Origin of the sequence: Arthrobacter globiformis (genome assembly GCF_030815865.1) — a bacterium.
Taxonomy (GTDB): domain Bacteria; phylum Actinomycetota; class Actinomycetes; order Actinomycetales; family Micrococcaceae; genus Arthrobacter; species Arthrobacter globiformis_B.
Genome location: NZ_JAUSXI010000001.1, coordinates 3,063,523 through 3,088,792, shown reverse-complemented (window position 1 = coordinate 3,088,792; position 25,270 = coordinate 3,063,523). Strand labels below are relative to the sequence as shown.

Annotated in this window: 22 protein-coding genes; 13 read left to right on the top strand and 9 right to left on the bottom strand. The window is 66.5% G+C overall.

Annotation, left to right across the window (positions count from 1 at the left end; all coding sequences use genetic code 11):
• Window positions 1-94 precede the first annotated feature (94 nt).
• The 6 genes from QFZ33_RS14165 to menE all read left to right on the top strand — a co-directional run bounded on the left by QFZ33_RS14165 (window position 95) and on the right by menE (window position 6,838).
• Window positions 95-1,069: an SDR family NAD(P)-dependent oxidoreductase gene (locus QFZ33_RS14165; protein ID WP_307028453.1), complete on the top strand. Its 975-nt coding sequence runs from the start codon at window positions 95-97 to the stop codon at window positions 1,067-1,069.
• A gap of 1 nt (window position 1,070) precedes the next feature.
• On the top strand, window positions 1,071-1,967 hold the full coding sequence (locus tag QFZ33_RS14160) for an amidohydrolase family protein (RefSeq protein WP_307028451.1): 897 nt from the start codon (window positions 1,071-1,073) through the stop codon (window positions 1,965-1,967).
• Between the two features lie 23 nt (window positions 1,968-1,990).
• Window positions 1,991-3,220: an acyl-CoA dehydrogenase family protein gene (locus QFZ33_RS14155; RefSeq protein ID WP_307028449.1), complete on the top strand. Its 1,230-nt coding sequence runs from the start codon at window positions 1,991-1,993 to the stop codon at window positions 3,218-3,220.
• A 104-nt stretch (window positions 3,221-3,324) separates the two neighbouring features.
• Window positions 3,325-3,780 (top strand): MaoC family dehydratase, encoded by a 456-nt coding sequence (locus tag QFZ33_RS14150; protein ID WP_307028448.1) that lies wholly within the window; start codon window positions 3,325-3,327, stop codon window positions 3,778-3,780.
• 49 nt (window positions 3,781-3,829) lie between these two features.
• A complete protein-coding gene (locus QFZ33_RS14145) occupies window positions 3,830-5,209 on the top strand; it encodes an MFS transporter (protein WP_307028446.1) in 1,380 nt (459 codons plus the stop codon).
• Between the two features lie 42 nt (window positions 5,210-5,251).
• Entirely contained in the window at window positions 5,252-6,838 is a 1,587-nt protein-coding gene (gene menE, locus QFZ33_RS14140) for an o-succinylbenzoate--CoA ligase (protein WP_307028444.1), read from the top strand.
• 30 nt (window positions 6,839-6,868) lie between these two features.
• Here menE and QFZ33_RS14135 read toward each other — a convergent pair whose 3' ends face one another.
• Together QFZ33_RS14135 and QFZ33_RS14130 are read right to left on the bottom strand one after the other, a co-directional pair.
• Window positions 6,869-8,068 (bottom strand): thiolase family protein, encoded by a 1,200-nt coding sequence (locus QFZ33_RS14135; protein ID WP_307028441.1) that lies wholly within the window; start codon window positions 8,066-8,068, stop codon window positions 6,869-6,871.
• Between the two features lie 13 nt (window positions 8,069-8,081).
• Window positions 8,082-9,488, bottom strand: a complete 1,407-nt coding sequence (locus QFZ33_RS14130; protein ID WP_307028439.1) for a class I adenylate-forming enzyme family protein — start codon at window positions 9,486-9,488, stop codon at window positions 8,082-8,084.
• Window positions 9,489-9,548: 60 nt separating this feature from the next.
• Here QFZ33_RS14130 and ypfJ point away from each other — a divergent pair, with 60 nt between their 5' ends.
• The gene (gene ypfJ / locus QFZ33_RS14125) at window positions 9,549-10,445 is read left to right on the top strand and encodes a KPN_02809 family neutral zinc metallopeptidase (protein WP_307028437.1); all 897 of its coding nucleotides are present in this window, start codon (window positions 9,549-9,551) and stop codon (window positions 10,443-10,445) included.
• A 77-nt stretch (window positions 10,446-10,522) separates the two neighbouring features.
• On the opposite strand, the gene QFZ33_RS14120 is transcribed toward ypfJ, so the two are convergent.
• The 6 genes from QFZ33_RS14120 to QFZ33_RS14095 form a co-directional block, all read right to left on the bottom strand.
• Complete coding sequence (locus QFZ33_RS14120) at window positions 10,523-10,855, bottom strand: metal-sulfur cluster assembly factor (protein WP_102973549.1); 333 nt, start codon at window positions 10,853-10,855, stop codon at window positions 10,523-10,525.
• 12 nt (window positions 10,856-10,867) lie between these two features.
• Window positions 10,868-11,659 carry a Fe-S cluster assembly ATPase SufC gene (gene sufC / locus QFZ33_RS14115; protein ID WP_214856042.1) on the bottom strand — a complete coding sequence of 264 codons (792 nt, stop codon included), beginning with the start codon at window positions 11,657-11,659 and terminating at the stop codon, window positions 10,868-10,870.
• A 102-nt stretch (window positions 11,660-11,761) separates the two neighbouring features.
• Window positions 11,762-12,121: a non-heme iron oxygenase ferredoxin subunit gene (locus QFZ33_RS14110; protein ID WP_307028433.1), complete on the bottom strand. Its 360-nt coding sequence runs from the start codon at window positions 12,119-12,121 to the stop codon at window positions 11,762-11,764.
• Window positions 12,122-12,147: 26 nt separating this feature from the next.
• On the bottom strand, window positions 12,148-13,389 hold the full coding sequence (gene sufD / locus QFZ33_RS14105; protein ID WP_307028431.1) for a Fe-S cluster assembly protein SufD: 1,242 nt from the start codon (window positions 13,387-13,389) through the stop codon (window positions 12,148-12,150).
• Window positions 13,389-14,852: a Fe-S cluster assembly protein SufB gene (gene sufB, locus QFZ33_RS14100; RefSeq protein WP_307028429.1), complete on the bottom strand. Its 1,464-nt coding sequence runs from the start codon at window positions 14,850-14,852 to the stop codon at window positions 13,389-13,391. Before sufB ends, sufD begins: the two co-directional genes overlap by 1 nt.
• Window positions 14,852-15,706 (bottom strand): helix-turn-helix transcriptional regulator, encoded by an 855-nt coding sequence (locus tag QFZ33_RS14095; RefSeq protein ID WP_307028426.1) that lies wholly within the window; start codon window positions 15,704-15,706, stop codon window positions 14,852-14,854. The genes sufB and QFZ33_RS14095 overlap by 1 nt, the downstream gene beginning before the upstream one ends.
• A 134-nt stretch (window positions 15,707-15,840) precedes the next feature.
• Here QFZ33_RS14095 and QFZ33_RS14090 point away from each other — a divergent pair, with 134 nt between their 5' ends.
• Genes QFZ33_RS14090 through QFZ33_RS14080 form a run of 3 tightly spaced genes read left to right on the top strand, consistent with a single transcriptional unit; the run spans window position 15,841 to window position 18,516 of the window.
• Window positions 15,841-16,809, top strand: a complete 969-nt coding sequence (locus QFZ33_RS14090; RefSeq protein WP_307028425.1) for an ABC transporter ATP-binding protein — start codon at window positions 15,841-15,843, stop codon at window positions 16,807-16,809.
• The gene (locus QFZ33_RS14085) at window positions 16,806-17,564 is read left to right on the top strand and encodes an ABC transporter permease (protein ID WP_307028423.1); all 759 of its coding nucleotides are present in this window, start codon (window positions 16,806-16,808) and stop codon (window positions 17,562-17,564) included. Before QFZ33_RS14090 ends, QFZ33_RS14085 begins: the two co-directional genes overlap by 4 nt.
• Window positions 17,565-17,571: 7 nt before the next feature.
• Window positions 17,572-18,516 (top strand): COX15/CtaA family protein, encoded by a 945-nt coding sequence (locus QFZ33_RS14080; protein WP_307028421.1) that lies wholly within the window; start codon window positions 17,572-17,574, stop codon window positions 18,514-18,516.
• Window positions 18,517-18,885: 369 nt separating this feature from the next.
• Here the strand turns inward: QFZ33_RS14080 and QFZ33_RS14075 are convergent, their stop codons facing one another.
• On the bottom strand, window positions 18,886-19,833 hold the full coding sequence (locus QFZ33_RS14075) for a heme o synthase (protein ID WP_307028419.1): 948 nt from the start codon (window positions 19,831-19,833) through the stop codon (window positions 18,886-18,888).
• Between the two features lie 515 nt (window positions 19,834-20,348).
• Here QFZ33_RS14075 and tkt point away from each other — a divergent pair.
• From tkt to QFZ33_RS14060, 3 genes are read left to right on the top strand one after another with little or no spacing between them, the layout of a single operon-like run.
• Window positions 20,349-22,466, top strand: a complete 2,118-nt coding sequence (gene tkt / locus QFZ33_RS14070) for a transketolase (RefSeq protein ID WP_307031815.1) — start codon at window positions 20,349-20,351, stop codon at window positions 22,464-22,466.
• 29 nt (window positions 22,467-22,495) lie between these two features.
• Window positions 22,496-23,614, top strand: a complete 1,119-nt coding sequence (gene tal, locus QFZ33_RS14065; protein ID WP_307028417.1) for a transaldolase — start codon at window positions 22,496-22,498, stop codon at window positions 23,612-23,614.
• Between the two features lie 6 nt (window positions 23,615-23,620).
• Window positions 23,621-25,255 (top strand): glucose-6-phosphate isomerase, encoded by a 1,635-nt coding sequence (locus QFZ33_RS14060; RefSeq protein WP_307028415.1) that lies wholly within the window; start codon window positions 23,621-23,623, stop codon window positions 25,253-25,255.
• Window positions 25,256-25,270 lie beyond the last annotated feature (15 nt).

Below are 25,270 nucleotides of genomic sequence, written 5' to 3'. Positions count from 1 at the left end.
CATTGACTTTTTCAACTATCCAGATTTTCATGGATACAGAACAGCATCCCATGCCGGAGCGCAGGATGCACGGTCCGCTATCAAAGGAGCAGCAATGAGCCTCTCAGGCAAAGTAGCAATCGTCACGGGAAGCGGCCGCGGTCTGGGCCTGGCCTACGCCCGCGAACTCGCCCGCCAGGGTGCCGTCGTCGTCATCAACGACGTTGACGCCGACGTCGCAGCGGAAGCAGTCAGGACCATCGAGGCCGACGGAGGGAAGGCGGCCGCCGTCGTCGCGCCCGTCGGCAGCACGGAAGTTGCGCAGCAACTGGTCCAGGCAGCGGTTAGCGCCTTCGGCCGCCTCGATATCCTGGTCACCAATGCCGGCATCCTGCGGGACAAGAGCCTGCTGAAGATGACCGACGAGGATTTCGACGCCGTGATCAACGTCCACCTCCGGGGCACCTTCACCTGCGTCCGCGAGGCATTCGCCTACTTCAAGGCAAACGGCGTTGCCGGCCGCATCATCACCATCGGTTCCCCCACCGGCCAGCGCGGCAACTTCGGCCAGACCAACTATGCGGCAGCCAAGGCCGGCATCGTCGGCATGGTCCGCACCTGGGCCCTGGAGATGAGGAAAGCCAGCGTCACCGCCAACGCCGTCATCCCGGTGGCCGCCACCGCCATGACCAAGACCGTCCCCTACTTCCAGAAGGCCGTGGAGGCGGACGAGCGCGGTGAGGCTATGCCGTCCTTCTTCCGCCACGACCTCGGCTTCGGAACGGCCGACGACGTCGCCGGCCTGATTGCCTTCCTCGCCTCCGAGGAGGCAGCCAGCATCACCGGCCAGGCTATCGGCGTCGGCGGGGACCGCCTGCAGGTCTGGACGCACCCGACGGCATCCGCCACCGAATACCGCGACGGCGGCTGGAGCTACGAGGCACTGCGCGAGAACGCCGCAACCCTCTTCAACTCCGACACGCTGCAGGGTTACGGCGAGGAGTTCCGCCCGCTGCCGGCAGAGCTGCAGCCTGAATCCCGGCCCGCAACACCCGAACCGGCCCAGCCCGAACCGGCGCAGGTGCGCTGATATGGCCACCACCCGCTACGAACTGGGCATCGACGCTGCCAGGATCGACGCCATTGACATGCACGTCCACCTCGAAGTGGACAGCTGCGGCCACGGTTCCCTCCCAGATGCGCTGACCGAGGCCTCGGCGAAGTACTTCAAGGCTGAGGACCGCACCCCGTCCCTGGACCGCATCGCCGAGGTGTACCGCGAACTGAACATGGCCGCCGTCGTCTTCACCGTGGACGCGCGGACCCAGCTCAAGCACGAGCCCAACAGCATCCCGGAACTCATCGCCGGCGCCGCCCGGAACAACGACGTCCTGATTCCCTTCGGCAGCGTGGACCCCCGCACCGGCGAGGACGCCATCGCCGGCGCCAAGTACCAGGCCGTGGAACTCGGTGCCCGAGGATTCAAGTTCCACCCCAGCCTGCAGGGCTTCGACCCCTCCAACGAACGCTTCTATCCCCTCTGGGAGACGCTCCAGGAACTCGGCCTGCCCGCCATTTTCCACACCGGACAGAACGGCATGGGCGCTGGCCTGCCCGGTGGGTACGGGATCAAGCTCGCCTACTCCAACCCGCTGCTGCTGGACGCCGTTGCCGCGGACTTCCCCGGGCTGCAGATCATCATGGCCCACCCCTCGGTGCCGTGGCAGGACGAGGCCAACTCCATCGCCACGCACAAGGTCAACGTGTTCATCGACCTCTCCGGCTGGTCGCCCAAGTACTTCCCGGAGTCGCTGGTGAAGGCGTCAGGCTCCTACCTGCAGGACAAAGTCCTCTTCGGCACCGACTTCCCGCTGATCACACCCCAGAAATGGTTGGGTGCCTTCGCCGACCTGCCGCTGAAGGACGAGGTGCGGCCGAAAATCCTCAAGCACAACGCCGTCCGGCTTCTCGGTCTGGGGCCAGAATGACAACGACGACGGTGGAACCCGCTGTGGGTGCCCCAAAACAGGACGGCGCGGCGCAGGACGGCGGGACAACACTCCAGGACCGGCTCTACTCTGCGGCGGACTGGTACGACGCCGAAGCCGTCCTCACCGAGGACGAGCGGCGGGTCCTCGGCCGGCTCCGGGGTTTCCTGGACCGGGAAGCGAAGCCGCTGCTCGCCGACTACTGGGAGCGCGGCGAGTTCCCGGAGCAGCTGGCGCGCCCGCTGATCGACCTGGACCTGATGGAGCCCGCGCAGCTCACGGCTGAGGGGCCCGCCCGCGGGATCTACCAGGGCTTCCGGATCTTTGAACTCGCCAGGACCGATGCCTCGCTGGCCACCTGGTACACCGCCCAGGCCGGGCTCTTCCGCACTGCCATCCGCATCGGCGCATCGCCGGAGCAGCAGCGCGAGTGGACGCCGAACGTTATCGATTTCTCGCTCAAGGGCGTGTTCTCGCTGACCGAACCGGACTCCGGTTCCGATATCGCCGGAGGCCTCTCAACCACTGCCCGCCGCGATGGCGACGCTTGGGTCCTGGACGGCGCGAAGCGCTGGATCGGCGGCGCCGCCACGGCGGACGTGCTCGCCGTGTTCGCCCGGGATGTGGCCAACGGGCAGGTCAAGGCGTTCCTCGTCGACCGGAAGGCCGACGGCGTGACGCTGGAGAAAATCCACGGCAAGACCTCGCTGCGCATGATGCAGAACGCCCACATCACGCTCGACGGCGTGCGGGTGCTGGAGTCGATGCGGCTGCACAACGTGAACTCGTTCCGCGACGTCGCCGCCATGCTCCGGGCCATGCGCTCGGACGTGGCGTGGATCGCCACCGGCATCCAGGCCGGGGCATTCGAGTCGGCCCTCCGGTACGTCAGCGAACGCACCCAGTTCGGCCGTCCGCTCGGCTCCTTCCAGCTGGTCCAGGAAAAACTCGCCCGGATGCTCGGCAACATCACGGCCAGCCTGTCCCTCGTGGTCCGGCTGACCGAACAGCAGGCCAGGGGCATCTACCGGGACCAGGACTCGGCCCTGGCCAAGATGCAGACCAGCCTGTTCATGCGCGACACCGTCGCGCTGGCCCGGGAAGTGGTGGGCGGCAACGGCATCACGCTCGCCGCCGACGTCGCCCGCTTCCACGCCGACGCCGAAGCCGTGTACTCCTACGAAGGCACCCACGACATCAATGCCCTCATCATCGGCCGCGCCCTCACCGGCGAAAGCGCCTTCACCCGCTGACTGAAGCACCACCAACCCAAGCCCGACGGCGGCAACACCGCACCGCCGTCGTACTTCGGCAAACCCAAATTTCCGAACCAAAACACCACCGCAGGAGGCACCGCATGCCCAATCTCGTCGTCGGCTTCGACAAACTGCTCACCCTCGCCGGTACCGATCTCGGCGTCACCGAGTACCGCGAAATCACCCAGGAACGGATCAACAAATTCGCCGATGCCACCGGCGATGACCAGTGGATCCACGTGGACCCCGAGCGCGCCAAGGACGGTCCGTTCGGCGCCCCGATTGCCCACGGCTTCCTCACGCTCTCGCTCATCATCCCGTTCTGGGGCGAGCTGTTCGACGTCGACGGCGTCACCACCAAGGTCAACTACGGCCTCGACAAGGTGCGGTTCACGTCACCGGTCAAGGTGGGCTCGCGGATCCGCATGCAGGCCAGCATCGCAGAGGTCGCCGAGGTCAAGGGCGGCGCCCAGATCAAGGTCTCCAACACCATCGAGATCGAAGGCCAGGAACGGCCCGCCGTCGTGGCCGAGTTCCTCGCCCGCTTCTACAAATGAGCCCGCTGCCCTAACCCTCCCCCGCCCGCACGTGCAGTAAGGAACAACGATGTCCCAAACTTCGCAGCTTCAGACGATGGATGTGACCGCCCGGCGCAGGGAAGCCCGCACCGTCATAGCATCCAGCTACCTGGGCAGCACCATCGAGTACTACGACTTCCTTCTCTACGCCACCGCCGCCGCAGTGGTCTTCCCGAAAGTCTTCTTCTCCGGACTCGACGACTGGGTGGGCGTTGTGGCCGCGTACGGCACTTTTGCCGCGGGCTACGTGGCCAGGCCACTCGGCGGCATCATCTTCGGCCACTTCGGCGACAGGGTGGGCCGCAAGGCGATGCTGATCGTTTCCATGGCGGTCATGGGCGTGGCCTCCACCCTGATCGGCGTTATCCCCGACGCCTCAGTGGCCGGCCCGTGGGGCGCTGTCCTGCTCGTCCTGCTGCGCGTCTTCCAAGGCATTGCCGTGGGCGGCGAATGGGGCGGGGCGGCGCTGATGGCGCTGGAGCATTCCGAGTCCGGACGGCGCGGCTTCGCGGCCTCCTTCGTCAACGCGGGCGCACCCTCGGGCGCCGTGCTGGGCACCCTCATCATGGGCGCCTTCGCAGCCCTGCCCAACGAGCAGTTCCTCTCCTGGGGCTGGCGCGTGCCGTTCCTGCTCTCCTTCGTGCTGTTGATCGTCGGGATGTTCGTCCGGCTCAAGGTCTCCGAGAGCCCTATCTTCAAGGCCGCCATCGAGCAGGAAAAGCGAGCCCGGACAGTTGAGGACCCCAAGGAAGCGGCGCCCGCTGCGGGCAGGCCCGTACCTGCCCGCCGCGACATTCCCCTGCTGCAGGTCCTGCGCCGACCCCGGACGCTGATCTTCACCATGCTCGCTGGAGCCGCCGGGTTCGCGTTGCAGGTGGTGATGGCAACCTTCTCGGTCACCTTCACCGTCTCCAAGGGCGCCGACAGGCAGGGCGTGCTGTACGCCTTTGCCGCGGCCTCCCTCATCTCCATTGCGTTCGTGGTCCTGGGCGGCAGGCTCTCGGACCGGCTGGGCCGGAGGCCAGTGATGATCGGCGGGCTGGTCCTCTTCATCCTGTACCTCATGCCGATGTTCCAGCTTCTGTCCTCGAACAACATCTTCTTGATCTTCGTGGCCTTCACCATCGGACTGATGATCCATTCCACCCTCTTCGGCCCCATGGCGGCGTTCGTCTCCGAACAGTTCGCCACCACCTCCCGGTACACCGGCGCGTCCCTGGGCTACCAGCTTGCAACGCTCCTGGGCGCCGGCTTCACCCCCGGAATCGTGGCGCAGATCTTCAAGGACTCGGGCCAGAACACCGGCTCCGTGGCCCTGTACCTCGCCGGCATGTCCGTGGTGTCCATCGTCTTTATCCTGCTCACCAGGGAACCCAAGAACAACGATTTGGAGTCCACCCGGCCCTGAGAAGCCGCGCAAGGACTAGTTTGAGACAAGAAAGGATGCTCGATGGAAAATTTTGGCATCGGGTCGTGGCTGCAACGGCGCCGCCCGAAATCCGGGAACAAGACGGCGCTCATCGCCGGGGACCGGGAACTCAGCTATGAACAGTTCGCCGACCGCAGCTGCCGGCTCGCCAACGGCCTGCGGGACCGCGGCGTGGCCAGAGGCGACAGGGTGGCCTACCTCGGGGAGAACCACCCCGCATTCGTGGAGACACTCTTCGCCTGCGGCCAGCTGGGCGCGATCTTCGTTCCGATCAACACACGGCTCGCTCCGCCGGAAATTCGATTCCAGCTGGACGACTGCTCCGCCGCGGCCCTGATCTACGCGGCGGACCTCGGCAACGTGGCGCAGGCTGCCGCCGCGGGGACTTCGCTGACGCGACTCATCGCCGTCGGCGACGGCGCTGGGTTTGACGATGGCACTGTGGTTGGCGGCGGTACGGATGACAACGAAAATGCGCCCACCGAGGGCTACGAGGACGTCGTGGCATCGGGCAGCACGGAGCCGTTCGATGAACCGGTCACCCTGGACGACGGCGCCATGATCCTCTACACCTCCGGAACCACCGGCAGCCCCAAGGGCGCCCTGCTCACGCACGGAAACATCACCTGGAACTGCATCAACGTCATCACCGACTTCGACTTCTGCTCCACCGACGTGGCCCTGATGATCTCCCCAATGTTCCATGTGGCGTCGCTGGACATGGGGGTCCTGCCCACCTTGCTGAAGGGCGGAACAGTTATTCTCGAGCCCAGGTTCGATCCGCAGCGGACCCTGCAGCTCATCGAACGCCACCGCGTGACCACCATCAGCGGGGTGCCCACCACCTACCAGATGCTCTGCGAGCATCCGGAATGGCCGACGTCGGACATCTCCTCGCTGAACAAGCTCACCTGCGGCGGGTCGGCCGTCCCCCTGCGGGTCCTGGAAGCCTACGAGGCCCGCGGGCTGCGTTTCTCCAACGGCTACGGCATGACGGAAACAGCCCCGGGCGCAACCACCCTGCCCGCCTCCCGGTCCCGGGACAAAGCAGGCTCCTCGGGTCTGCCGCACTTCTTCACCGAGGTGCGGATCGCCGATCCCCTGGGCGGGCCGGTACAGCAGGGCACCGTGGGCGAAATCCAGATCAAGGGCCCCAACGTCATCCGCGAGTACTGGAACCGGCCGGACGCCACCGCCGGTTCATACGACGACGGCGGCTGGTTCAAGTCCGGCGACATGGGCTACCAGGACCAGGACGGATTCGTCTTCGTTTCCGACCGGCTCAAGGACATGATCATTTCCGGCGGGGAGAACATCTACCCGGCCGAGGTGGAGCAGGCCATCGCCGAAATTGACGCCGTCGGGAGCGTGGCGGTGATCGGTGTTCCCGACGAAAAGTGGGGTGAAGTGCCGAGGGCCGTCGTGGTGGTCCGCGAAGGCGCGAGCCTCACCGAAGAGCAGGTCCGGGCCTACCTCGACGGCCGGCTCGCACGGTACAAAATCCCCAAGGCGGTGGTCTTCGTCGACGAGATGCCCCGCACGGCCAGCGGAAAGATCCGTAAGAGGGACCTCCGGCAGCAGCTGTTCCCGGACCCGGCAACCCTCTAGCGGTGGTGCCCGGTTGCCTGACCGTGGGGTCTACAGCCGGATGTGGCGGAAGAGCGCCGCGGTGCCCATGCCGCCGGCGATGCTGATCATCGCCAGGGCGAGCTTTCCTTCCGCAGCCGCAGCCTCAGCCGGTGCCTGCCTGGCCTGCGCCATCAGCCGGGTAACCAGTACCGCCCCGGATGCGCCGTAGGCATGGCCCAAAGCCAGCGCCCCGCCGTCGGCGTTGGCCCGAAGGGAGTCGATTCCCAGGTGGTCCAGGCATGCGAGGGTCTGCGAGGCGAACGCCTCGTTGAACTCCACGAGATCCACGTCCGCTGCGTCCACCGACTGCGCGGCCAGCAGGCGCGAGGCGGCGGCCGCCGCCCCGATGCCGAGGAGCCGGGGCTCCACCCCCGCGGTCTCCGTGCCCAGCACGGCCAGCGCGTCGGCAGCGCCCAGTTCCCGTGCCCTCGCCAGCGAGGTGATGACGACGGCGGCGGCCCCGTCTGCGTCGAAGCAGGAGTTTCCGGCGGTGACGGTCCCGGACTCCACGAACGCGGCGGGGAACCGCGCCATCAGGGCCTCGCTGAGTCTGGGGCGGGGTCCGTCGTCGGCCGTTACCGTCCCCGGCGCGGTCCCTGACGCGCCTGGCAGCGGAACAGTCTCCCGGACAAACGTGCCGCCGGCCTCCGCGGCCACCGCGCGGCGGTGGCTGCGCAGCGCAAACTCGTCCTGCCGGGCTCGGCTGATGCCGTACTCCCGGGCCACGTTCTCGGCCGCGACGCCCATGTCCGGGTCGCCGTGGGGGTGCGGCGCAAACTGGGCGCGGCTGAAGAAGGCAGGTTCGCCGTCATCGTTCCGGTGTGCGCGCAGCGGCGCGGTGCTGATGCTTTCGACGCCGCCCGCAAGGTAGGTGCCGCCGCCTGCCGCGACGAGCCGCGATGCGAGGACGATGGCGTCGAGGCCGGAGCCGCACTGCCGGTCTACCGTGAGGCCGGGGACGGTGACGGGCAGGCCGGCTTCGAGGGCGGCGAGCCGCGCGACGTTGCCGCCCGCACCCACCGCGTTGCCGATGACGACGTCCGTCACGTCGCCCGCGTCCATCCCCGTTTCAGCGAGCAGCGCCGTGAGGACCGGGGCCAGGAGCTCGTGGGAGCGCAGGTGCTTCAGCGCACCGTTGGCCCGGCATATGGGTGTGCGCAGCGCGGCGATGATCACCGGCTGCCGGTCGTCGGGAAGCACGAGCCCCACGCCAGATGCCCCGTTAGACAAGGTGCCGGACCCGGCTGTCACGGGCCGCAATCCAGTCGAGCAGCAGCCGCCGGCTCACCTTTCCGCGGTCCGTCACCGGAAGCTCATCCAGGGCGTAGTACTGCAGCGGCCGCTTGTCCTTGGCCAGGACGTCCTCGAGGCCGGTCTTGAGCTGGGTGGCGGTGACTCCGCCGTGTGAGGGAACGATGCCGGCCACCACGCGCTGGCCGCGGAGGTCATCGTCCATGCCGGCGGCGATGGCCGAGGCCACCCCGGGGACGGAGGACAGCGCCAGCTCCACCTCGTGCGGATAGACGTTCTTGCCTGCCGTGATGATCATGTCGGCCCGCCGGCCGAGGATGTGCAGAACCCCGTCCGACAGGTAGCCCTGGTCCCCCACGGTGAACCAGCCGTCGAAGCAGCGCAGCGCCTCGCCGTCGTCGCCCCAGAGGTAGCCGTTGCTGACCATGCCGCTTTGGACGCTGATATTGCCGGCGGTCCCGTCGGGGAGCTCGTTGCCTGAGTCGTCCAGGATCCGCACCTCGACGCCGGGGAACGGCCGGCCGATCGCGGTGCTCCCGGCGGCGAACGGCGCCCCCGCGGCCAGGCCGGCGCCGGAGACGAAGCTCAGCTCCGAGGCACCGTAGTACTCGAAGATGGTGGCATGCGGGGCCCACCGGCGGGCCGCTTCCAGCGTGCGCGCGTCCAGCTTCGAGCCCGCACAGATGATGGTCCGGACGCCCGACGCGTCCACGCAGCCGAGGAGTCCGCGTTCGCTGAGCAGCCGCAGCATGGTGGGTACCAGCACCAGCCGGGTGATGCCGTCATGGGTGATGGCGGCGTGGACGTCGCCGACGTCGAACGATTCCAGCGTGTGGAACTCAGAGCCGGCGTAGAGGCACTCGGCCAGAGCGTACAGGTTGAGGCTCGCGGCCAGCGGGCCTGGTGCAAGCGTTCTGTCCTGCTGGCTGAGCCCGAAGAACTCCATGGAGGCCTCGAAGGACCGCTGCCAGGAGCGCCGCGAACGGGTGAACGCCTTGGGCACGGACGTGGTGCCGGAGGTCAGGCCAATGAGGAACGAGGACGCCGGATCCCCGTCCGCCAGCTCAGTGCGGGAGCTCCCTGGCACTTGGTCAACGCCGCAGCCCAGCCGCTGGACGATCTCGTCCTGCAGCGCTTCGGGCCAGGTGGGGTCCAGGACCGCGCACTCGCGGTCTCCGGCGACGGCAGCGGCGAATTCAATGGCGAACTTGGTGGAGTTTGGCTGGGCGAGGACCGTGACAGGCGCCGTGCTGCTCGCTGCGGCGGCCTGCGCACCGTCGCGCAGGTCGGCCCAGCTGAGCCGTTTTCCGGCCACGACGACGGCGGTGTCATCGGGGCGTTCATCGGCCCAACGCTGAAGGTTGTTGAGAAAAGGCATCGGGCCAACTTTACCGGCCCGTACCCGCCGCTGCCCTGCGGTGAAGACTATTGTGACAACATGAGCTTCAATGACGGGGTCGAGCTGGACCCATCCCAGGTGGAAGACCGGCGCGGCGGTGGAGTTGGCCGCGGCACAAAGATCGGCGGAGGCATCGGGGGCGGCGTCGTCCTGCTCCTTGCGGCCCTCTTCGGCATCAATCCGCAGCTGCTCGGGGGGCTCCTGGGCACCGGCCAGGAACAGCCCGCCCAAAGCACGGGAACACCCCTTAACCAGTGCAAGCTGGGTTCCGACGCAGACAAGGACCTCGACTGCCGGATTGCCGGGACGGTGAACAGCCTCAACGTGTTCTGGCCGGCTTACCTCGCCGACTACAACGTGAAGTACCCGCGGCCGAAGGCTGTGCTGTTCGAGGGCGCCACCCGCACCGGCTGCGGCACGGCCACGTCAGAAGTGGGCCCGTTCTACTGCCCGGCAGATACCACGGCCTACTTCGATCCGGGGTTCTTCCAGGACCTCGTGACCCGCTTCGGGTCCTCGGGTGGCCCGCTGGCCCAGGAATACGTGGTGGCCCATGAGGTCGGCCACCACATCCAGAACATCCTCGGCGACCTGGACAAGGCGCAGCAGGATCCGCAGGGCGCCGAGTCCGGCGCCGTGCGGGTGGAGCTGCAGGCCGACTGCTACGCAGGGCTCTGGACCCGGTACGCCACCACGCAGAAGGACCCGAAGACCGGCAAGCCGTTCCTGGAGCCGCTGAAGCAGCAGGACCTCAACGACGCACTCTCGGCCGCCTCCGCCGTCGGCGACGACCGGATCCAGAAAGCCGCCACAGGACGCGTCTCACCTGAGGGCTGGACGCACGGGTCCAGCGCGCAGCGGCAGAAGTGGTTCTACCAGGGCTACAAGACCGGCGACATCAACCAGTGCGACACATTCAGCGCCACGACGCTCTGAATCCCGAGCGCCCTGCTTAGGAACGACGGCGGCCGGTCACCTTCGTGAAGAAGGTGACCGGCCGCCGTCGTGATTTATCAGATGTTGAAGCCGAGGGCCCGCATCTGGTCCTTGCCGTCGTCGGTGATCCGCTCAGGACCCCATGGCGGCATCCATACCCAGTTCAGGCGCCAGTCGTCCACTACGCCGTCCAGCGCCTTTCCAACCTGCTCCTCGAGCACGTCGGTCAGCGGACAGGCGGCCGTGGTGAGCGTCATGTCGATCAGCAGGGCGCCGTCGTCCTCCGAGTACTTGAGGCCGTACAGCAGGCCCAAGTCCACAATGTTAACCCCGAGCTCGGGGTCGATGACGTCCTTGAGTGCCTCTTCGACATCCTCCAGCCCGGTGCGGGCTGCGTCGATTTCGGTCATGGCGTGTCCTTACTAGGCCTGTGCCGCGGCGGCAGCGATAGTGGCTGCGCCCGCACCCTTGGCGTAGCGGTCGTAGCCTTCTTCTTCAAGGCGGTCAGCGAGTTCTGGGCCGCCCTCTTCAACAATCTGGCCGTCAACGAAGACGTGGACGAACTCAGGCTTGATGTAACGCAGAATACGCGTGTAGTGCGTGATGAGCATGGTGCCCATGTTGCCTTCGGCGTGCGCGCGGTTGACGCCTTCGGAAACGATCTTGAGGGCGTCGACGTCCAGGCCGGAGTCGGTCTCGTCAAGCACGGCAAACTTCGGCTTGAAGAGTTCCAGCTGCAGGATCTCCACGCGCTTCTTTTCGCCGCCGGAGAAGCCTTCATTCACGTTGCGCTGGGCGAAGTCGGCGTCAATGCGCAGCTGCTGCATGGCGGCCTTGACGTCCTTGGTCCAGGTGCGCAGTGCCGGGGCTTCGCCGTCGATGGCGGTCTTGGCGGTCCGCAGGAAGTTGGTCATGGTGACGCCGGGAACCTCCACCGGGTACTGCATGGCGAGGAAGAGGCCTGCGCGTGCACGCTCGTCAACGCTCATCGCCAGGACGTCTTCGCCGTCCAGTGTGATGGTGCCCCCGGTGACCTTGTAGCGCGGGTGGCCGGCAATGGTGGACGCGAGAGTGGACTTGCCGGAGCCGTTGGGGCCCATGATGGCGTGGGTCTCACCGGTGCGGATGGTCAGGCTGACGCCCTTCAGGATCTCCTTGGTCCCCTGCTCGGTGTCGATGCTGACGTGCAGGTCCTTGATCTCAAGAGTAGACATGTGTCTTGTTCTCCTCTGCACCGTGCCGTTCTGTCGGCGGTGCGGTCTTTGGTCTGGAAGTTAGTAAGTTGTGGTGCAGGCTGGGCTCGGAAGCAGGCCGGGCTAGCTGAGGTTGGGTGCTTCGGCGCCGTTCAGGACGGTGGTGAAGTCCACGTAGACCTCGTCTCCGACGATCTCCACCGCGAACACGGGCACGGGGTCGTAGGCCGGCAGCTGGAGAGGTTCCCCGGTGCGCAGATCGAACTGCGAACCGTGGCCCCAGCATTCGATTGCGCAGCCCTCGACCTCGCCCTCGGAGAGGGAAATGTCCGCGTGCGAGCAAGTGTCGCCGATGGCGTGGATCTCTCCCATGGAGTCCTTGACGATCGCGACGGGATAGTCATCGATCAGGATCCGCAGGGCCTGCTTGGGCTGGATCTCGTTCACGTTGCAGACGAGCTCGCCCTTTGGCTGTTCAGTCATCCGTTGTCCTGTACCTTCCGGGCTGCTTAGTTCTCGGTCGCGGCGAGTTCGCGCTCAACAGCCTCGGTCAGGCGCTCTTCGAGTGCCGGGACCTTGATCTGCTGGATGATCTCGTTGAGGAATCCGCGTACGACGAGCCTGCGGGCCACCTCTTCCGGGATGCCGCGTGCCATGAGGTAGAACAGGTGCTCGTCATCAAAACGCCCGGTGGAGCTCGCGTGTCCGGCACCTTCAATGAGGCCGGTTTCGATCTCGAGGTTGGGAACCGAGTCGGCCCGGCAGCCGTCCGTCAGCACGAGGTTCTGGTTCTTCTCGTACGAGTCGGTGCCCAGGGCCTGCTTCTGGATCAGCACGTCGCCCACCCAGACGGTGTGCGCGTTCTTGCCCTGCAGGGCACCCTTGTAGAGCACGTTGGACTTGCAGTTGGCCACGTTGTGGTCAACGAAGGACCGGTGCTCCAGGTGCTGGCCGGCGTCGGCAAAGTAGAGGCCCAGCAGCTCGGCCTCGGCGCCCTCACCGGAGAAGCGGACGTTGGAGTTGAGGCGCACCACCGAACCGCCGAGGGAGACGGCGATGTGCTTGTAGACGGCGTCCTTGCCCACCTGGGCGTCATGTTGTGCCAGGTGCTTGGCGTCGTCTTCCCAAAACTGCACCGAGATGACGGTGAGCTTTGCGCCCTCGCCGACGATGACTTCCAGGTTGCCGTTGTGGTCCGCCGCACCGGTGTGCTCCAGGATCACGACGCTGCGCGAGTTGGCCCCGGCCTCCAGCACGTAGTGTGCGTTGGAGCGGCGGCCGGCGCCCGCGCCGTGGACCAGGATCCGCAGCGGCTCAGCCGGTTCTGCTTCTGCCGGGATCACCACGTGCAGGGCCTCGTCCGTGTTGGCGGAGGCGACGACGGCGGCACGGTCGGCCGGGGTCAGCACGGTTCCGCGCGGAGCGGCGCCCTGTGCCAGGGCGCTGCGGAGGTAGCCTTCGGGGGCTTCCACGGTGAACGCGGCTGCGTCTCCGTCCGTCGCTGCGTCGGAAAACAGGTTGGCCAGTCCACGGACCGGGGTGAAGCGCCATTCCTCTTCACGGCCGGTGGGCAGCGCGAAGTCGGCGACGTCGAAGCTCGTGAGCCGCTCGGCGCGCGAGGACATGACGGTGACACCGTGGTTGTGGCTGTGGTCTACCTTGGCGGAGACCAGACCCTCGCCTTCCTCGGTGAAACCTGCGATGGAAGGCGCTCCGATGCGGGCCTTTTCAGTAGTAATTTCGGCAGTCATTAACCGACGGATCCTTCCATCTGGAGTTCAATGAGGCGGTTCAGCTCGAGGGCGTATTCCATCGGCAGCTCACGGGCGATCGGCTCGATGAAGCCGCGCACGATCATGGCCATGGCTTCGTCTTCGCGCATGCCGCGGGACATGAGGTAGAAGAGCTGCTCTTCGGAAACGCGCGAGACAGTTGCCTCGTGCCCGAGCTGGACGTCATCCTCGCGGATGTCGATGTACGGGTAGGTGTCCGAACGGCTGATGGTGTCCACCAGCAAGGCGTCACAGCGCACGGTGTTGGCCGAGTGCTTGGCGCCTTCGCGGATCTGGACCAGGCCACGGTAGGCCGCGCGTCCGCCGCCGCGGGCAACGGACTTGGAGATGATGGAGCTCTTGGTGTTCGGCGCGATGTGCACCATTTTGGAGCCGGTGTCCTGGTGCTGGCCCTCGCCCGCGAACGCGATGGAGAGGGTCTCGCCCTTGGCGTACTGGCCCGTGAGGTAAACAGCCGGGTACTTCATGGTGACCTTGGAGCCGATGTTGCCATCGATCCACTCCATGGTGCCGCCCTCTTCGCAGATGGCGCGCTTGGTCACGAGGTTGTACACGTTGTTGGACCAGTTCTGGATGGTGGTGTAGCGGACGCGGGCGCCCTTCTTGACCACGATTTCCACGACGGCGGAGTGCAGCGAATCCGAGGTGTAGATCGGCGCGGTGCAGCCTTCGATGTAGTGGACGTACGAGTCCTCGTCGGCGATGATCAGCGTGCGCTCGAACTGGCCCATATTTTCCGTGTTAATGCGGAAGTAAGCCTGCAGCGGGATGTCGACGTGCACGCCCTTGGGCACGTACACGAAGGAGCCGCCGGACCATACGGCCGTGTTCAGCGAGGCGAACTTGTTGTCGCCCACCGGGATGATGGTGCCGAAGTACTCCTGGAAGATCTCCGGGTGCTCGCGCAGCGCGGTGTCCGTGTCCAGGAAGATGACGCCCTGGGCCTCAAGGTCCTCGCGGATCTGGTGGTAGACAACCTCGGACTCGTACTGGGCTGCCACACCGGAGACCAGGCGGCTGCGCTCAGCTTCCGGGATGCCGAGCTTCTCGTACGTGTTGCGGATGTCCTCGGGAAGGTCTTCCCAAGTTGCGGCCTGCTTTTCAGTGGAGCGCACGAAGTACTTGATGTTGTCGAAGTCGATGCCTGAGAGGTCTGCACCCCAGGTGGGCATGGGCTTGCGGTCGAAGTACTTCAGACCCTTGAGGCGCAGGTCCAGCATCCATTCCGGCTCGCTCTTCTTGGCCGAGATGTCACGGACCACGTCCTCGTTGAGGCCGCGGCGGGCATTGGCGCCGACGTCGTTCTTGTCGGCCCAGCCGTACTCATAGGTACCGATTCCGTGGAGCTCGGGATTCTTTTCGAGAATCTCCGAAATCACAGCAGTCTCAGCAACCGTCTTCTCTGATAGTTGGTCCGTCATCACGGCCTTTCTTGCAGATGGTTGGATACTTCGTCCAGGTTGTCCGTAACGGCTCGGGTGGTTTCCGCCACCGTCGCGGCCGGACGGCCTGTGGGTATGTGGGTGGTGCAGACGTGTCCCCCGCGGGCGAGCGTGGAAAGCCTGCGGACATCGACACCGACGAGGCGCGAAAACATTTCCGTCTCGGCGTCGCAGAACACGGGAAACTGCGTGGCCAGCTGCTGGATGGGGCAGTGGCCCTGGCACAGCTGGACGCTGGACAGCGCAGCCGGCAGCGGCGCCTTGGCTTCAATGGAGGCCGTGGAGGCGACGAAGCCGTCCCGGGACAGGGCAGCGGACAGGGCCTGCGCACGGGCGGTGATGTCCGTTCCGGCCGCTTCCACCTCGGGGGCGTAGCGGCGCTCCATCTCCGCGAAGCGCTCGACGGCGAACTGGCGGACGGCTTCATCCCCCGCCACCGCGCCGAGCTGCTTGAGCGCCAGGGTGGCAATGTTCAGATAGTCGTCACCCAGGGAGGACTGGCCCTGGGAGCTGAGGACGTAGCGGCGCGCGGGGCGGCCGGCGCCGGCGCCTGCACGGGCCACGCGCTTGACCTCAATCACGCCGGCGCGGGACAGGTGGTCCAGGTGCCGGCGGACGGCGGCCGGGGTGAACCCAAGCAGGTCGCCCAGTTCCGCGGCGCTGACAGGTCCGTGCTCCAACACGGCGCTGAGGACGCGGTCACGCGTGCGCTCATCGGCGTCGGCTGCGGCAGGCACGGAGGCCAGGGCAGCACGTTTTCCACCGTGCAGCGCAACTGAGGGCGCGCCCTGCCCGGCCAATGGCGCGGAGGTGGTGCTGGTCATGGAATACACAACACAATCATGTCGTAATTTGTTGCGACCTTCCAGTAAGGCAAGGCTGACCTGTGCCCGGGCTGGGGTGAGCCATATCGGCGGGCACCACGCAGGTTCACCAGTGACAGTACTACTTCACGTAGAATGCTGGGGTGCGATCCCCCAAATCCCCCGTCCTGACCATCGACGGGCTCATCAAGGACGTCGGTCCGCTCCCCACCCTCGATGGCAAGATGCTCAGGGTGGTGAGCGACGTCTCACTCGTCGCCGGCCGCGGCGAGGTCACGGCACTGCTCGGAGCGAACGGTGCCGGCAAGACTACCACCATCGAATGCGCCCAGGGGCTCCAAAAGCGCACGGGCGGAACCATTACGCTGCTCGGCACCGATCCCGGCACTGCTGGAGCGGAACTGCGCGCCCGCGTCGGCGTCATGCTCCAGGACGGCGGCCTCCCGCCGTCGGCCCGTCCCATTCCCCTTCTCCGGCACATTGCCGGCATGTACCGCAATCCCAGGCCCCTGGATGAGCTGGTGCAGCGGCTGGGCATCGACAACTTCAGCAGGACCAACGTCCGCCGGCTGTCCGGCGGACAGAAGCAGCGTCTGGCCCTCGCCGCCGCCCTGATCGGCAACCCGGAGGTCCTGTTCCTGGACGAACCGAGCGCCGGCCTTGACCCGCAGTCCCGCCAGCTGGTCTTCGAATTGATCTCTGAACTCCGGGACAGTGGGATGGGGATCATCCTCACAACCCATCTCATGGATGACGCACAGCGGCTGGCCGACTACGTGTACATCATCGACGCCGGCAGGAATGTTGCGGAGGGCACCGTAGCCCAGCTGCTGCAGCACAACATGCCAGAGGCGCCCCACAGGGACCACGTCCGGACGCTGCATTTCGAGGCACTGCCAGGGCTCGACTTCACCGGCGTCCTGCCTGCCGAGGTGGAGATCCGCGAAACGCGTTCCGGCAGCTACGCGGCCACCGGGGCGCTGACCCCCGAGGACCTCGCAGCGCTGACCGCCTGGTGGGCCCACCACGGCATCATGCCGGGCTCGCTGAGCATGGAGGCCCGGAGCCTCGAAGATGTATTCCTCGACATTTCCGGAAGGGAAATCCGATGACGACAGCCACGGGCAGCGCTCCCGCTCCCCTGCTCCGCCGGATCCTGCTGCAGGGTAAATACGAGGCCGCGACCATGCTCAGGAACGGCGAGCAGCTGATCCTCGCAGTGGTCCTGCCCCTCCTTGCCCTGATCGGACTGACGGTCACCCCGCTGCTCGACGGCATCGGGGGCAGCCGTATCAACGTTGCCGTCCCCGGCATTCTCGCGCTCTGCGCCATGTCCACCGCCTTCACCGGGCAGGGCATCGCCACCGGCTTCGACCGCCGGTACGGCGTGCTGCGGTTCCTGTCCACCACGCCGCTGGGACGGGCCGGTCTCATCGCCGGGAAGATCCTCGCGGTCCTGGCCGTCCTGGTGATCCAGGTGGTCATCGTCGCCGCCGTCGCCTTCCCGCTCGGATGGCGCCCCGATCCGCTGGGCGCGCTACCCGGGCTTTGCCTGCTGGTGCTGGGCGCGGCCGCGTTCACCGCACTGGGGCTTCTGGTGGCGGGCACTGTCCGGCCCGAAGCCACGCTGGCCATCACGAACCTGCTGTGGATCCTGCTGGGCGCCCTGGGCGGCATCGTGATCCCCATGCAGTGGCTGCCGGAACTCGCCCAGAACACCGTTCACCTGCTGCCGTCCGGATCCCTCGGCGAAGGGTTGCGGGACGCATTCCTGCACGGGGCCGTCAACGGCAACGCCGTCCTTGTCCTGCTGACGTGGACGGTTCTCGCCGGCGCAGCAGCCATCCGCTGGTTCAAATGGAATTGAGAAAAAAGTGAGCACGGCTTCGCGCCTCCCCCAGTTCGTCGGCCGCCTGGCATCCAAGCTTCCTGTCACCGTCGATTCGACGGTCCGCCGCCTCGCCGTGCTGTCCCTGATCGGACAGACGGTCCTGGTGGTCACCGGCGGCGCTGTCCGGCTGACCGCCTCGGGCCTTGGCTGCCCCACCTGGCCCAGGTGCACGAACAATTCCTTGGTGAATACCCCCGAGATGGGCATCCACGGCTTCATCGAGTTCGGGAACCGGCTCCTGACGTTTGCCCTGGCCGCCGTTGCGGCGCTCATGCTCGTCTACTTGTGGAATCTGCGCAAGGAGCGCAAGGACCTGTTCCTGCTGGCCCTGGGCCTGCTGGCGAGCATTCCGGCGCAGGCCATCATCGGCGGCATCACCGTGTTGACCCAGCTGAACCCCTGGGTGGTTGGCCTGCATTTCCTGGTGTCCATGGCCCTGGTGGTTTTCGCGACGCTGCTGGTCAACCGTGCCTACGGCAGGACGGGCCGGTTCCGGACGCACACGGTCCCAACCCTGCCGGGCGTCCTGCGGCCGGTGCTGACCGCCGTCGCACTCTTCTCCGCCATCGCCGTCATGCTGGGCGTGGTGGTGACCGGCGCCGGACCGCACGCAGGTGACGCCGACGCGCCCCGCAACAATCTGGACTGGGACCTTTTTTCGCACATCCATGCCGTGCCCGCCTACCTGGTGACCGCCGGCACGCTGCTCGCCGTGTACTTCGTGTGGCGCCGCGGCATTTCGGGGACGTTCCGGTCGGCAGTGCTGATGCTCCTCGGCGTCACCGTCCTGCAGGCCGTCATTGGCTTCACGCAGTACTACAACGGCATTCCCGCGCTCCTCGTCGGCGCTCACATGCTGGGTGCGGCCCTGCTCATGAGCGCCGCAACCAACGCCGCCGACATCGCCCGCTCCAGCCCCGTCAGGTAGCTTTTCCCTCGACGCTTCCTCAGATCCTGCCGCCTCCTCCCCAACGCTTCCTCAGATCCCGTCGCCTGATCCCCGACGCTCCCGCAGATCCCGTCGCTTCATTCCCAGCGACTCCGCAGATCCTGCCGCCCCATTGACTCGGCGCTTGCGTCTCGCCGCTTCGGGTTAGACAAGAAATGCTCCCTCACATGAGTGAGGGAGCATTTCTACTTCAGCGCAGCATCTATCTGAGGAAGCGTTCGGGGAGAACCCGCAGGACGTGAGGAAGCGTCTGGGGAAAACCTGCAGGACGTGAGGGAGCGTCCGGTCAGAACCTGCAGGACGTGAGGAAGCGTCCTGGGCTCGCTGTGGGGCTCGAGGGCTGGGGGGTTACCCCATGATCGGCGAGCCGACGAACGGGTCGACGGCCAGCGCGATGAAGAGGAGCGTCAGGTAGCTGATGGAGCCGTGGAAGACCTTCATGGCGCCCTTGTCGGAGAGGTCCCCGCCCTGGGCCCGGTTGTAGAGGGCGTGGGACTCGTACAGGAACCAGGCGCCGGCCAGCACGGCAACGGCGGTGTAAACCCAGCCAGCGTTGCCGGCCGGGATCATGAGCAGCGAGCACGCGACCATGGCCCAGGCGTACAGGACCACCTGCACGGAGACCACCTTGGCACCGGCGATGGCACCGAGCATCGGCACGTTGGCGTTGCGGTAGTCCTCGCCGTAGCGCATGGACAGCGGCCAGTAGTGCGGCGGGGTCCAAAGGAAGATCACCATGAACAGCACGATGGCCGGCCACTCGACCGTGTTGGTCACGGCGGCCCAGGCGATCAGCACGGGGAAACAGCCCGCGGCGCCGCCCCAGACGATGTTCTGGGCGGTGCGGCGCTTGAGGATCATCGTGTAAATGACGACGTAGAAGACGATGGCGCCCAGTCCGAGCCAGGCCGAGAGCGGGTTCGCGCCGAACCAGAGAATGGCGATGGCCGCGGCGCCCAGGAGCCACGCAAAGATGAGGGCTTCCCGCGGTGTGACCTCACCGGTGACCAGGGGGCGCTTCTCCGTGCGGTGCATCAGCTTGTCGATGTCGCGGTCGATGTAGCAGTTGAAGGCACCGGCGCTGCCGGCAGCGAAGGCGCCGCCCACCAGAGTGGCCAGGATGAGGGCGAGGGACGGGAAGCCGCGCTGTGCGTAGATCATGGTGGGCAGGGTGCTGACCAGCAGGAGTTCAATGACCCTGGGCTTGGTGAGTGCAAGGTACGCCTTCGCCTTGCGGGCTAGTCCGGCTCTTCCGTGGACCCGGGAAGAGGTAAGCGGCGTATCTGTTGTGCTCACGTGGCAGTCACTCTGTTTCTGTCTGGCTGTTTATCTGATCAGTCCGTCTGGACACGCGGTCCGGATCGATCCCTCAACGGCGGTTGGCGGGGCTGTCATGTGCACTTGAGCCCGCCCTGTCCACCGGTGGCCTCCCGATATCATACCGCGGTCCCGCATGGATCGCTGGCATCGGTGTGTGACGGCAAATCACTGAAAATGATTCGTTCGTGCTTGCTTCAATCACATTAACGCAGCCTCACCGCACGAAGGATTCACAAAGGAGAAATTGCGTCCAATTGGTGAGATTTTGCCCGCCCGAAGTGTGGAATAGAGCTAAGCTGTCTGCAGATCAGCGCACACTGGGAGACGGGCAAGAAACCGCATTCCGTTCCGTCCGGCGACTGAATGAAGATCAACGTTTCAATGGTGAACGGCTGGTAGATACGAATGCAGCGGGCACCAATTATGCCCTGCCGCTGTGTGTCATTACCGCTTGCCGTTAACACAGAGAGGGGCCCGGTTTCGTGGCACATTTGAAAGAGCAAGAACTGACTTGGACCGACCTCGACCAGCGTGCCGTTGACACTGTGCGTGTCCTGGCCGCCGACGCCGTGGAGAAGGTGGGCAACGGCCACCCCGGCACGGCGATGAGCCTGGCTCCGGCCGCTTACCTTCTCTTCCAGAAGATGATGCGGCACGACCCGAAGAACCCGGACTGGATCGGCCGCGACCGTTTTGTCCTCTCCCCCGGCCACACGTCCCTGACGCTGTACATCCAGCTGTTCCTCTCCGGCTACGGCCTGGAACTGAAGGACCTCGAAGCGCTCCGCACGTGGGGCTCGCTGACCCCGGGCCACCCGGAATACAAGCACACCGCCGGCGTGGAGATCACCACCGGCCCGCTGGGCCAGGGCCTGGCCTCCTCGGTGGGCTTTGCGTACTCCCAGCGCCGCCAGCGTGGCCTGTTCGACGCCGACGCCGCCCCCGGCACCAGCCCGTTCGACCACACCATCTGGGTCATCGCTTCCGACGGGGACCTCCAGGAAGGTGTGACCTCCGAGGCTTCCTCCCTCGCCGGCCACCAGGAGCTCGGCAACCTTGTGGTCATCTACGATGAGAACCACATTTCCATCGAGGACGACACCGACATCGCCTTCACCGAAGACGTCCTGAAGCGCTACGAGGCCTACGGCTGGCACACCCAGCGCGTGGACTGGACCAAGACCGGCGACTACAAGGAAGACATCCAGGAGCTGCACTCGGCGCTGGTGGCCGCGAAGGCGGAGACCTCCAGGCCGTCCATCATCTCGCTGCGCACCATCATCGGGTACCCGGCGCCGAAGAAGCAGAACACCGGCAAGATCCACGGTTCCGCCCTGGGTTCGGAAGAAGTGGCAGCACTGAAGAACGTCCTCGGTTTCGACCCGGAGAGGTCCTTCGAGGTGGACGAGGACGTGCTGGCCCACGCCCGTGCCGTCGTCGACCGCGGTGCCCACGCCCGCAAGGAATGGGAAGAGTCCTTCGCCGCTTGGCAGTCCGCCAACCCGGAAGCCGCTGCCCTGCTGGAGCGCGTCGAAGCCCGCCAGCTGCCCGCCGAGCTCGACGGCGTCCTGCCGGTCTTCCCGGCCGGCAAGGACGTTTCCACCCGTGCCGCCTCCGGCAAGGTCCTGAACGCGATCGGCCCGGTCATGCCGGAACTGTGGGGCGGCTCGGCTGACCTCGCGGAGTCCAACAACACCACGATCGAGGGTTCGCCGTCGTTCGTTCCCGCGGGCAAGCAGACCAACGCCTGGTCCGGCAACCCGTACGGCCGGGTCCTGCACTTCGGTATCCGTGAGCACGCGGCCGCCTCGATCGTGAACGGCATCTCCCTGCACGGCAAGACCCGGGCGTTCTCCGGCACGTTCCTGATCTTCAGCGACTACCAGCGTCCGGCCATCCGCCTTGGCGCCCTCATGGGCGTGCCGTCCCTGTACGTCTGGACGCACGACTCGATCGGCCTCGGCGAGGACGGCCCGACGCACCAGCCGGTGGAGCAGCTCGCGTCGCTGCGCGCCATCCCGGGTCTCGACGTCGTCCGTCCGGGCGATGCCAACGAGGTTGCGGCAGCGTGGAAGACCATGCTGGAGAACCACGAGAACCCGGCCGGCATCGTCCTGACCCGCCAGAACATCCCCACCTACGACCGTGGCGAGGGTACGGCCGAGGGTGACACCTTCGGCTCGACCGCCGGCGTCGCCAAGGGCGGTTACGTCCTGGCCGAGGCGTCCAGGGACGGCAAGACCGTGGACGCGCAGGTCATCCTGATCGGCACCGGCTCGGAAGTCCAGCTCGCCGTCCAGGCCCGCGAAGCACTCCAGGCCGAAGGCATCGCCGCCCGCGTGGTGTCCATGCCGTGTGTGGAGTGGTTCACCAAGCAGGACGCCGCCTACCGCGAGGCAGTCCTGCCCGCAGCGGTCAAGGCCCGCGTTTCGGTTGAAGCCGGCCTGTCGCAGGGCTGGCGCGAGTTCGTCGGCGACGCCGGCCGCTCCGTCAGCCTCGAGCACTACGGCGCATCCGCCGACTACAAGCGCCTGTTCCAGGAATTCGGCATCACGGCGGAAGCTGTTGCCGCCGCCGCCAGGGATTCCCTGGCCGGACTCCAGTCCTGACAGCACCCCACAGTTCAAGGAGATTAGACATGACTAGCACTCCCACCCAGCAGCTTTCCGACGCCGGCGTTTCCATCTGGCTCGATGACCTCTCCCGGGGCCGTCTGAAGACCGGCACGCTGCAGAAGCTGATCGAAGAGAAGAACGTTGTGGGTGTCACCACGAACCCCAGCATCTTCCACGCCGCCATCACCTCCGGCACGGACTACGACGCCACCATCGCGGCGCAGGCCGCTGCCGGCGCCTCCATCGAAGAGACCATCTTCGAGATCACGACGACGGACGTCGCCGACGCCTGTGACCTTTTCGCCCCGGTCGCCGCGGCGACCAAGGGCGTGGACGGCCGCGTCTCCATCGAGGTGGACCCCCGCCTCGCGTGGGACACCGCAGGCACCATCGCCGAAGCGAAGCACCTTTACAAGAAGGTCAACCGCGACAACGTGCACATCAAGATCCCTGCCACCCTTGAGGGCCTGGAGGCCATCACGGCGACCCTGGCGGAGGGCATCAGCGTGAACGTGACCCTGATCTTCTCGCTGGAGCGGTACCGCGCCGTCATCAACGCCTTCCAGTCCGGACTGGAGCAGGCCAAGGACAACGGCCACGACCTGTCCAAGATCCACTCCGTCGCCTCGTTCTTCGTCTCCCGCGTGGACACCGAAATCGACAAGCGCTTGGACGCGATCGGCACCGAGGAAGCCAAGGCCCTCAAGGGCAAGGCCGGCGTCGCGAACGCCCGCCTCGCCTACCAGGTCTACGAAGAGCAGTTCTCCACCGAGCGCTGGGCCGTGCTCGCCGCGGCAGGCGCGCTGCCGCAGCGTCCGCTCTGGGCTTCCACCGGTGTGAAGGACCCGGCCTACCCGGACACCCTCTACGTCACCGAGCTCGTCGCCCCGAACGTCGTGAACACCATGCCGGAGAAGACCCTGGACGCCACGTTCGACCACGGCGTGGTCACGGGCGACACCGTCACCAACGGCTACGATGAAGCGAACGCCACCCTCAACGCCCTCGATGCCCTCGGTGTGTCCTACAACGAGGTCGTTGCCCTGCTGGAATCCGAAGGCCTGGACAAGTTTGTTGCCAGCTGGAAGGAACTCCTGGCAGACGTCGAAGGCGCCCTCGCCACCGCACGGAAGGCTTCCTAACCCAACATGAGCACACTCAGCTACGACGCCACCGGTTCCGCTCGGAAGGCGCTTGAGCAGCACTTGCCCGCCCTCGTGGAAGAACGCGTTGCCACCCGGATCTTCGCCAAGGACCACACCCTGTGGGGTCCTGATGCGGAAGCCGAGTCAGCGATCCGCCTTGGTTGGGTCGAGGCGGCCACCGTCTCCCGGCCCCTGGTGGAGGGCATCCTGGAACTCCGCGATGCCCTGAAAGCGGAGGGTGTTACCCGCATTGCCCTCTGCGGCATGGGCGGCTCCTCGCTTGCTCCGGAAGTCATCGCCGGCACCGCTGGCGTCGAGCTGACTGTGCTGGACAGCACTGATCCCGAACAGATCGGTGCTGCCCTCGCGGACCGCCTCGCTGAAACCGCGATCGTGGTTTCCTCGAAATCCGGTTCAACCCTGGAAACTGATTCGCAGCGGCGGATTTTCGAACACGCCTTCACCGAGGCGGGTCTCGATGCGAAGAGCCGGATCATCGTGGTCACGGATCCCGGGTCCCCGCTGGACAAGGCCTCACGCGAGGCCGGCTACCGCGCGGTCTTCAACGCGGACCCGAACGTGGGCGGCCGCTACTCGGCGCTGACGGCCTTCGGGCTCGTCCCGTCCGGCCTGGCCGGCGTGGACATCGCGGCCCTGCTGGACGAGGCTGAAGAAGCCGCAGAGATCCTTAACGAGGACGCTCCCGAGAACATCGGGCTGGTCCTGGGCGCCGCCCTGGGCGGCACCAACCCGCTGCGCGACAAGATTGTCATCGCGGAGGACGGCTCCGGCATCGTGGGATTCGCTGACTGGGCCGAACAGCTCATCGCTGAATCCACGGGCAAGCTCGGCACCGGCGTCCTGCCGGTTGTCGCCGGCCCGGATGCCCCGGAAGTCACTTCCGGCGCTGAAGACATCCTGGTGGTCCGTCTCGTCAGCACGGATACCGACGTCGAACTCGGCGAGAACGAAGTTGCCATTGCCGGCGGCCTCGCCTCGCAGATGATGGTGTGGGAATTCGCCACCGCTGTGGCCGGGCGCCTCCTGGGCATCAACCCGTTTGACCAGCCCGACGTCGAAGCCGCCAAGGTGGCCGCCCGCGGACTGCTGGACGCCCAGCCGGAGCCGACGCCCGCCAACTTCACCGATGGTGCCATCGAGGTGCGCGGCGGCGAGTGGCTCGGCGACGCGACCACCGCAGCGGCCGCGGTCTCTGCACTGCTGGCGCAGCTGGGCAGTGACGGGTACCTGAGCGTCCAGGCCTACTTCGACCGCCTGGCCTACGCACAGCTCGAGGGCGTCCGGGACGAACTCGCCGCCGTGAGCGGCCGACCGGTCACCTTCGGCTGGGGGCCCCGCTTCCTCCACTCCACCGGCCAGTTCCACAAGGGCGGCCCCGCCATCGGCGTATTCCTGCAGGTCACTGCAGCTTCGGCCCAGGACCTCGCTATTCCGGAGCGTCCGTTCACTTTCGGCGAGCTGATCACGGCCCAGGCCGCCGGCGACGCCCAGGTGCTCAGTGAGCACGGCCGGCCCGTCCTGCGCCTGCACCTGACCGACCGCGCAGCGGGTGTCGCCCAGCTGCAGGAGATAGTTTCGTCGCTTGCCGGCAAGGCCGCGTCCGCCACTGAGAGCTAAGGCACTGAATTAACC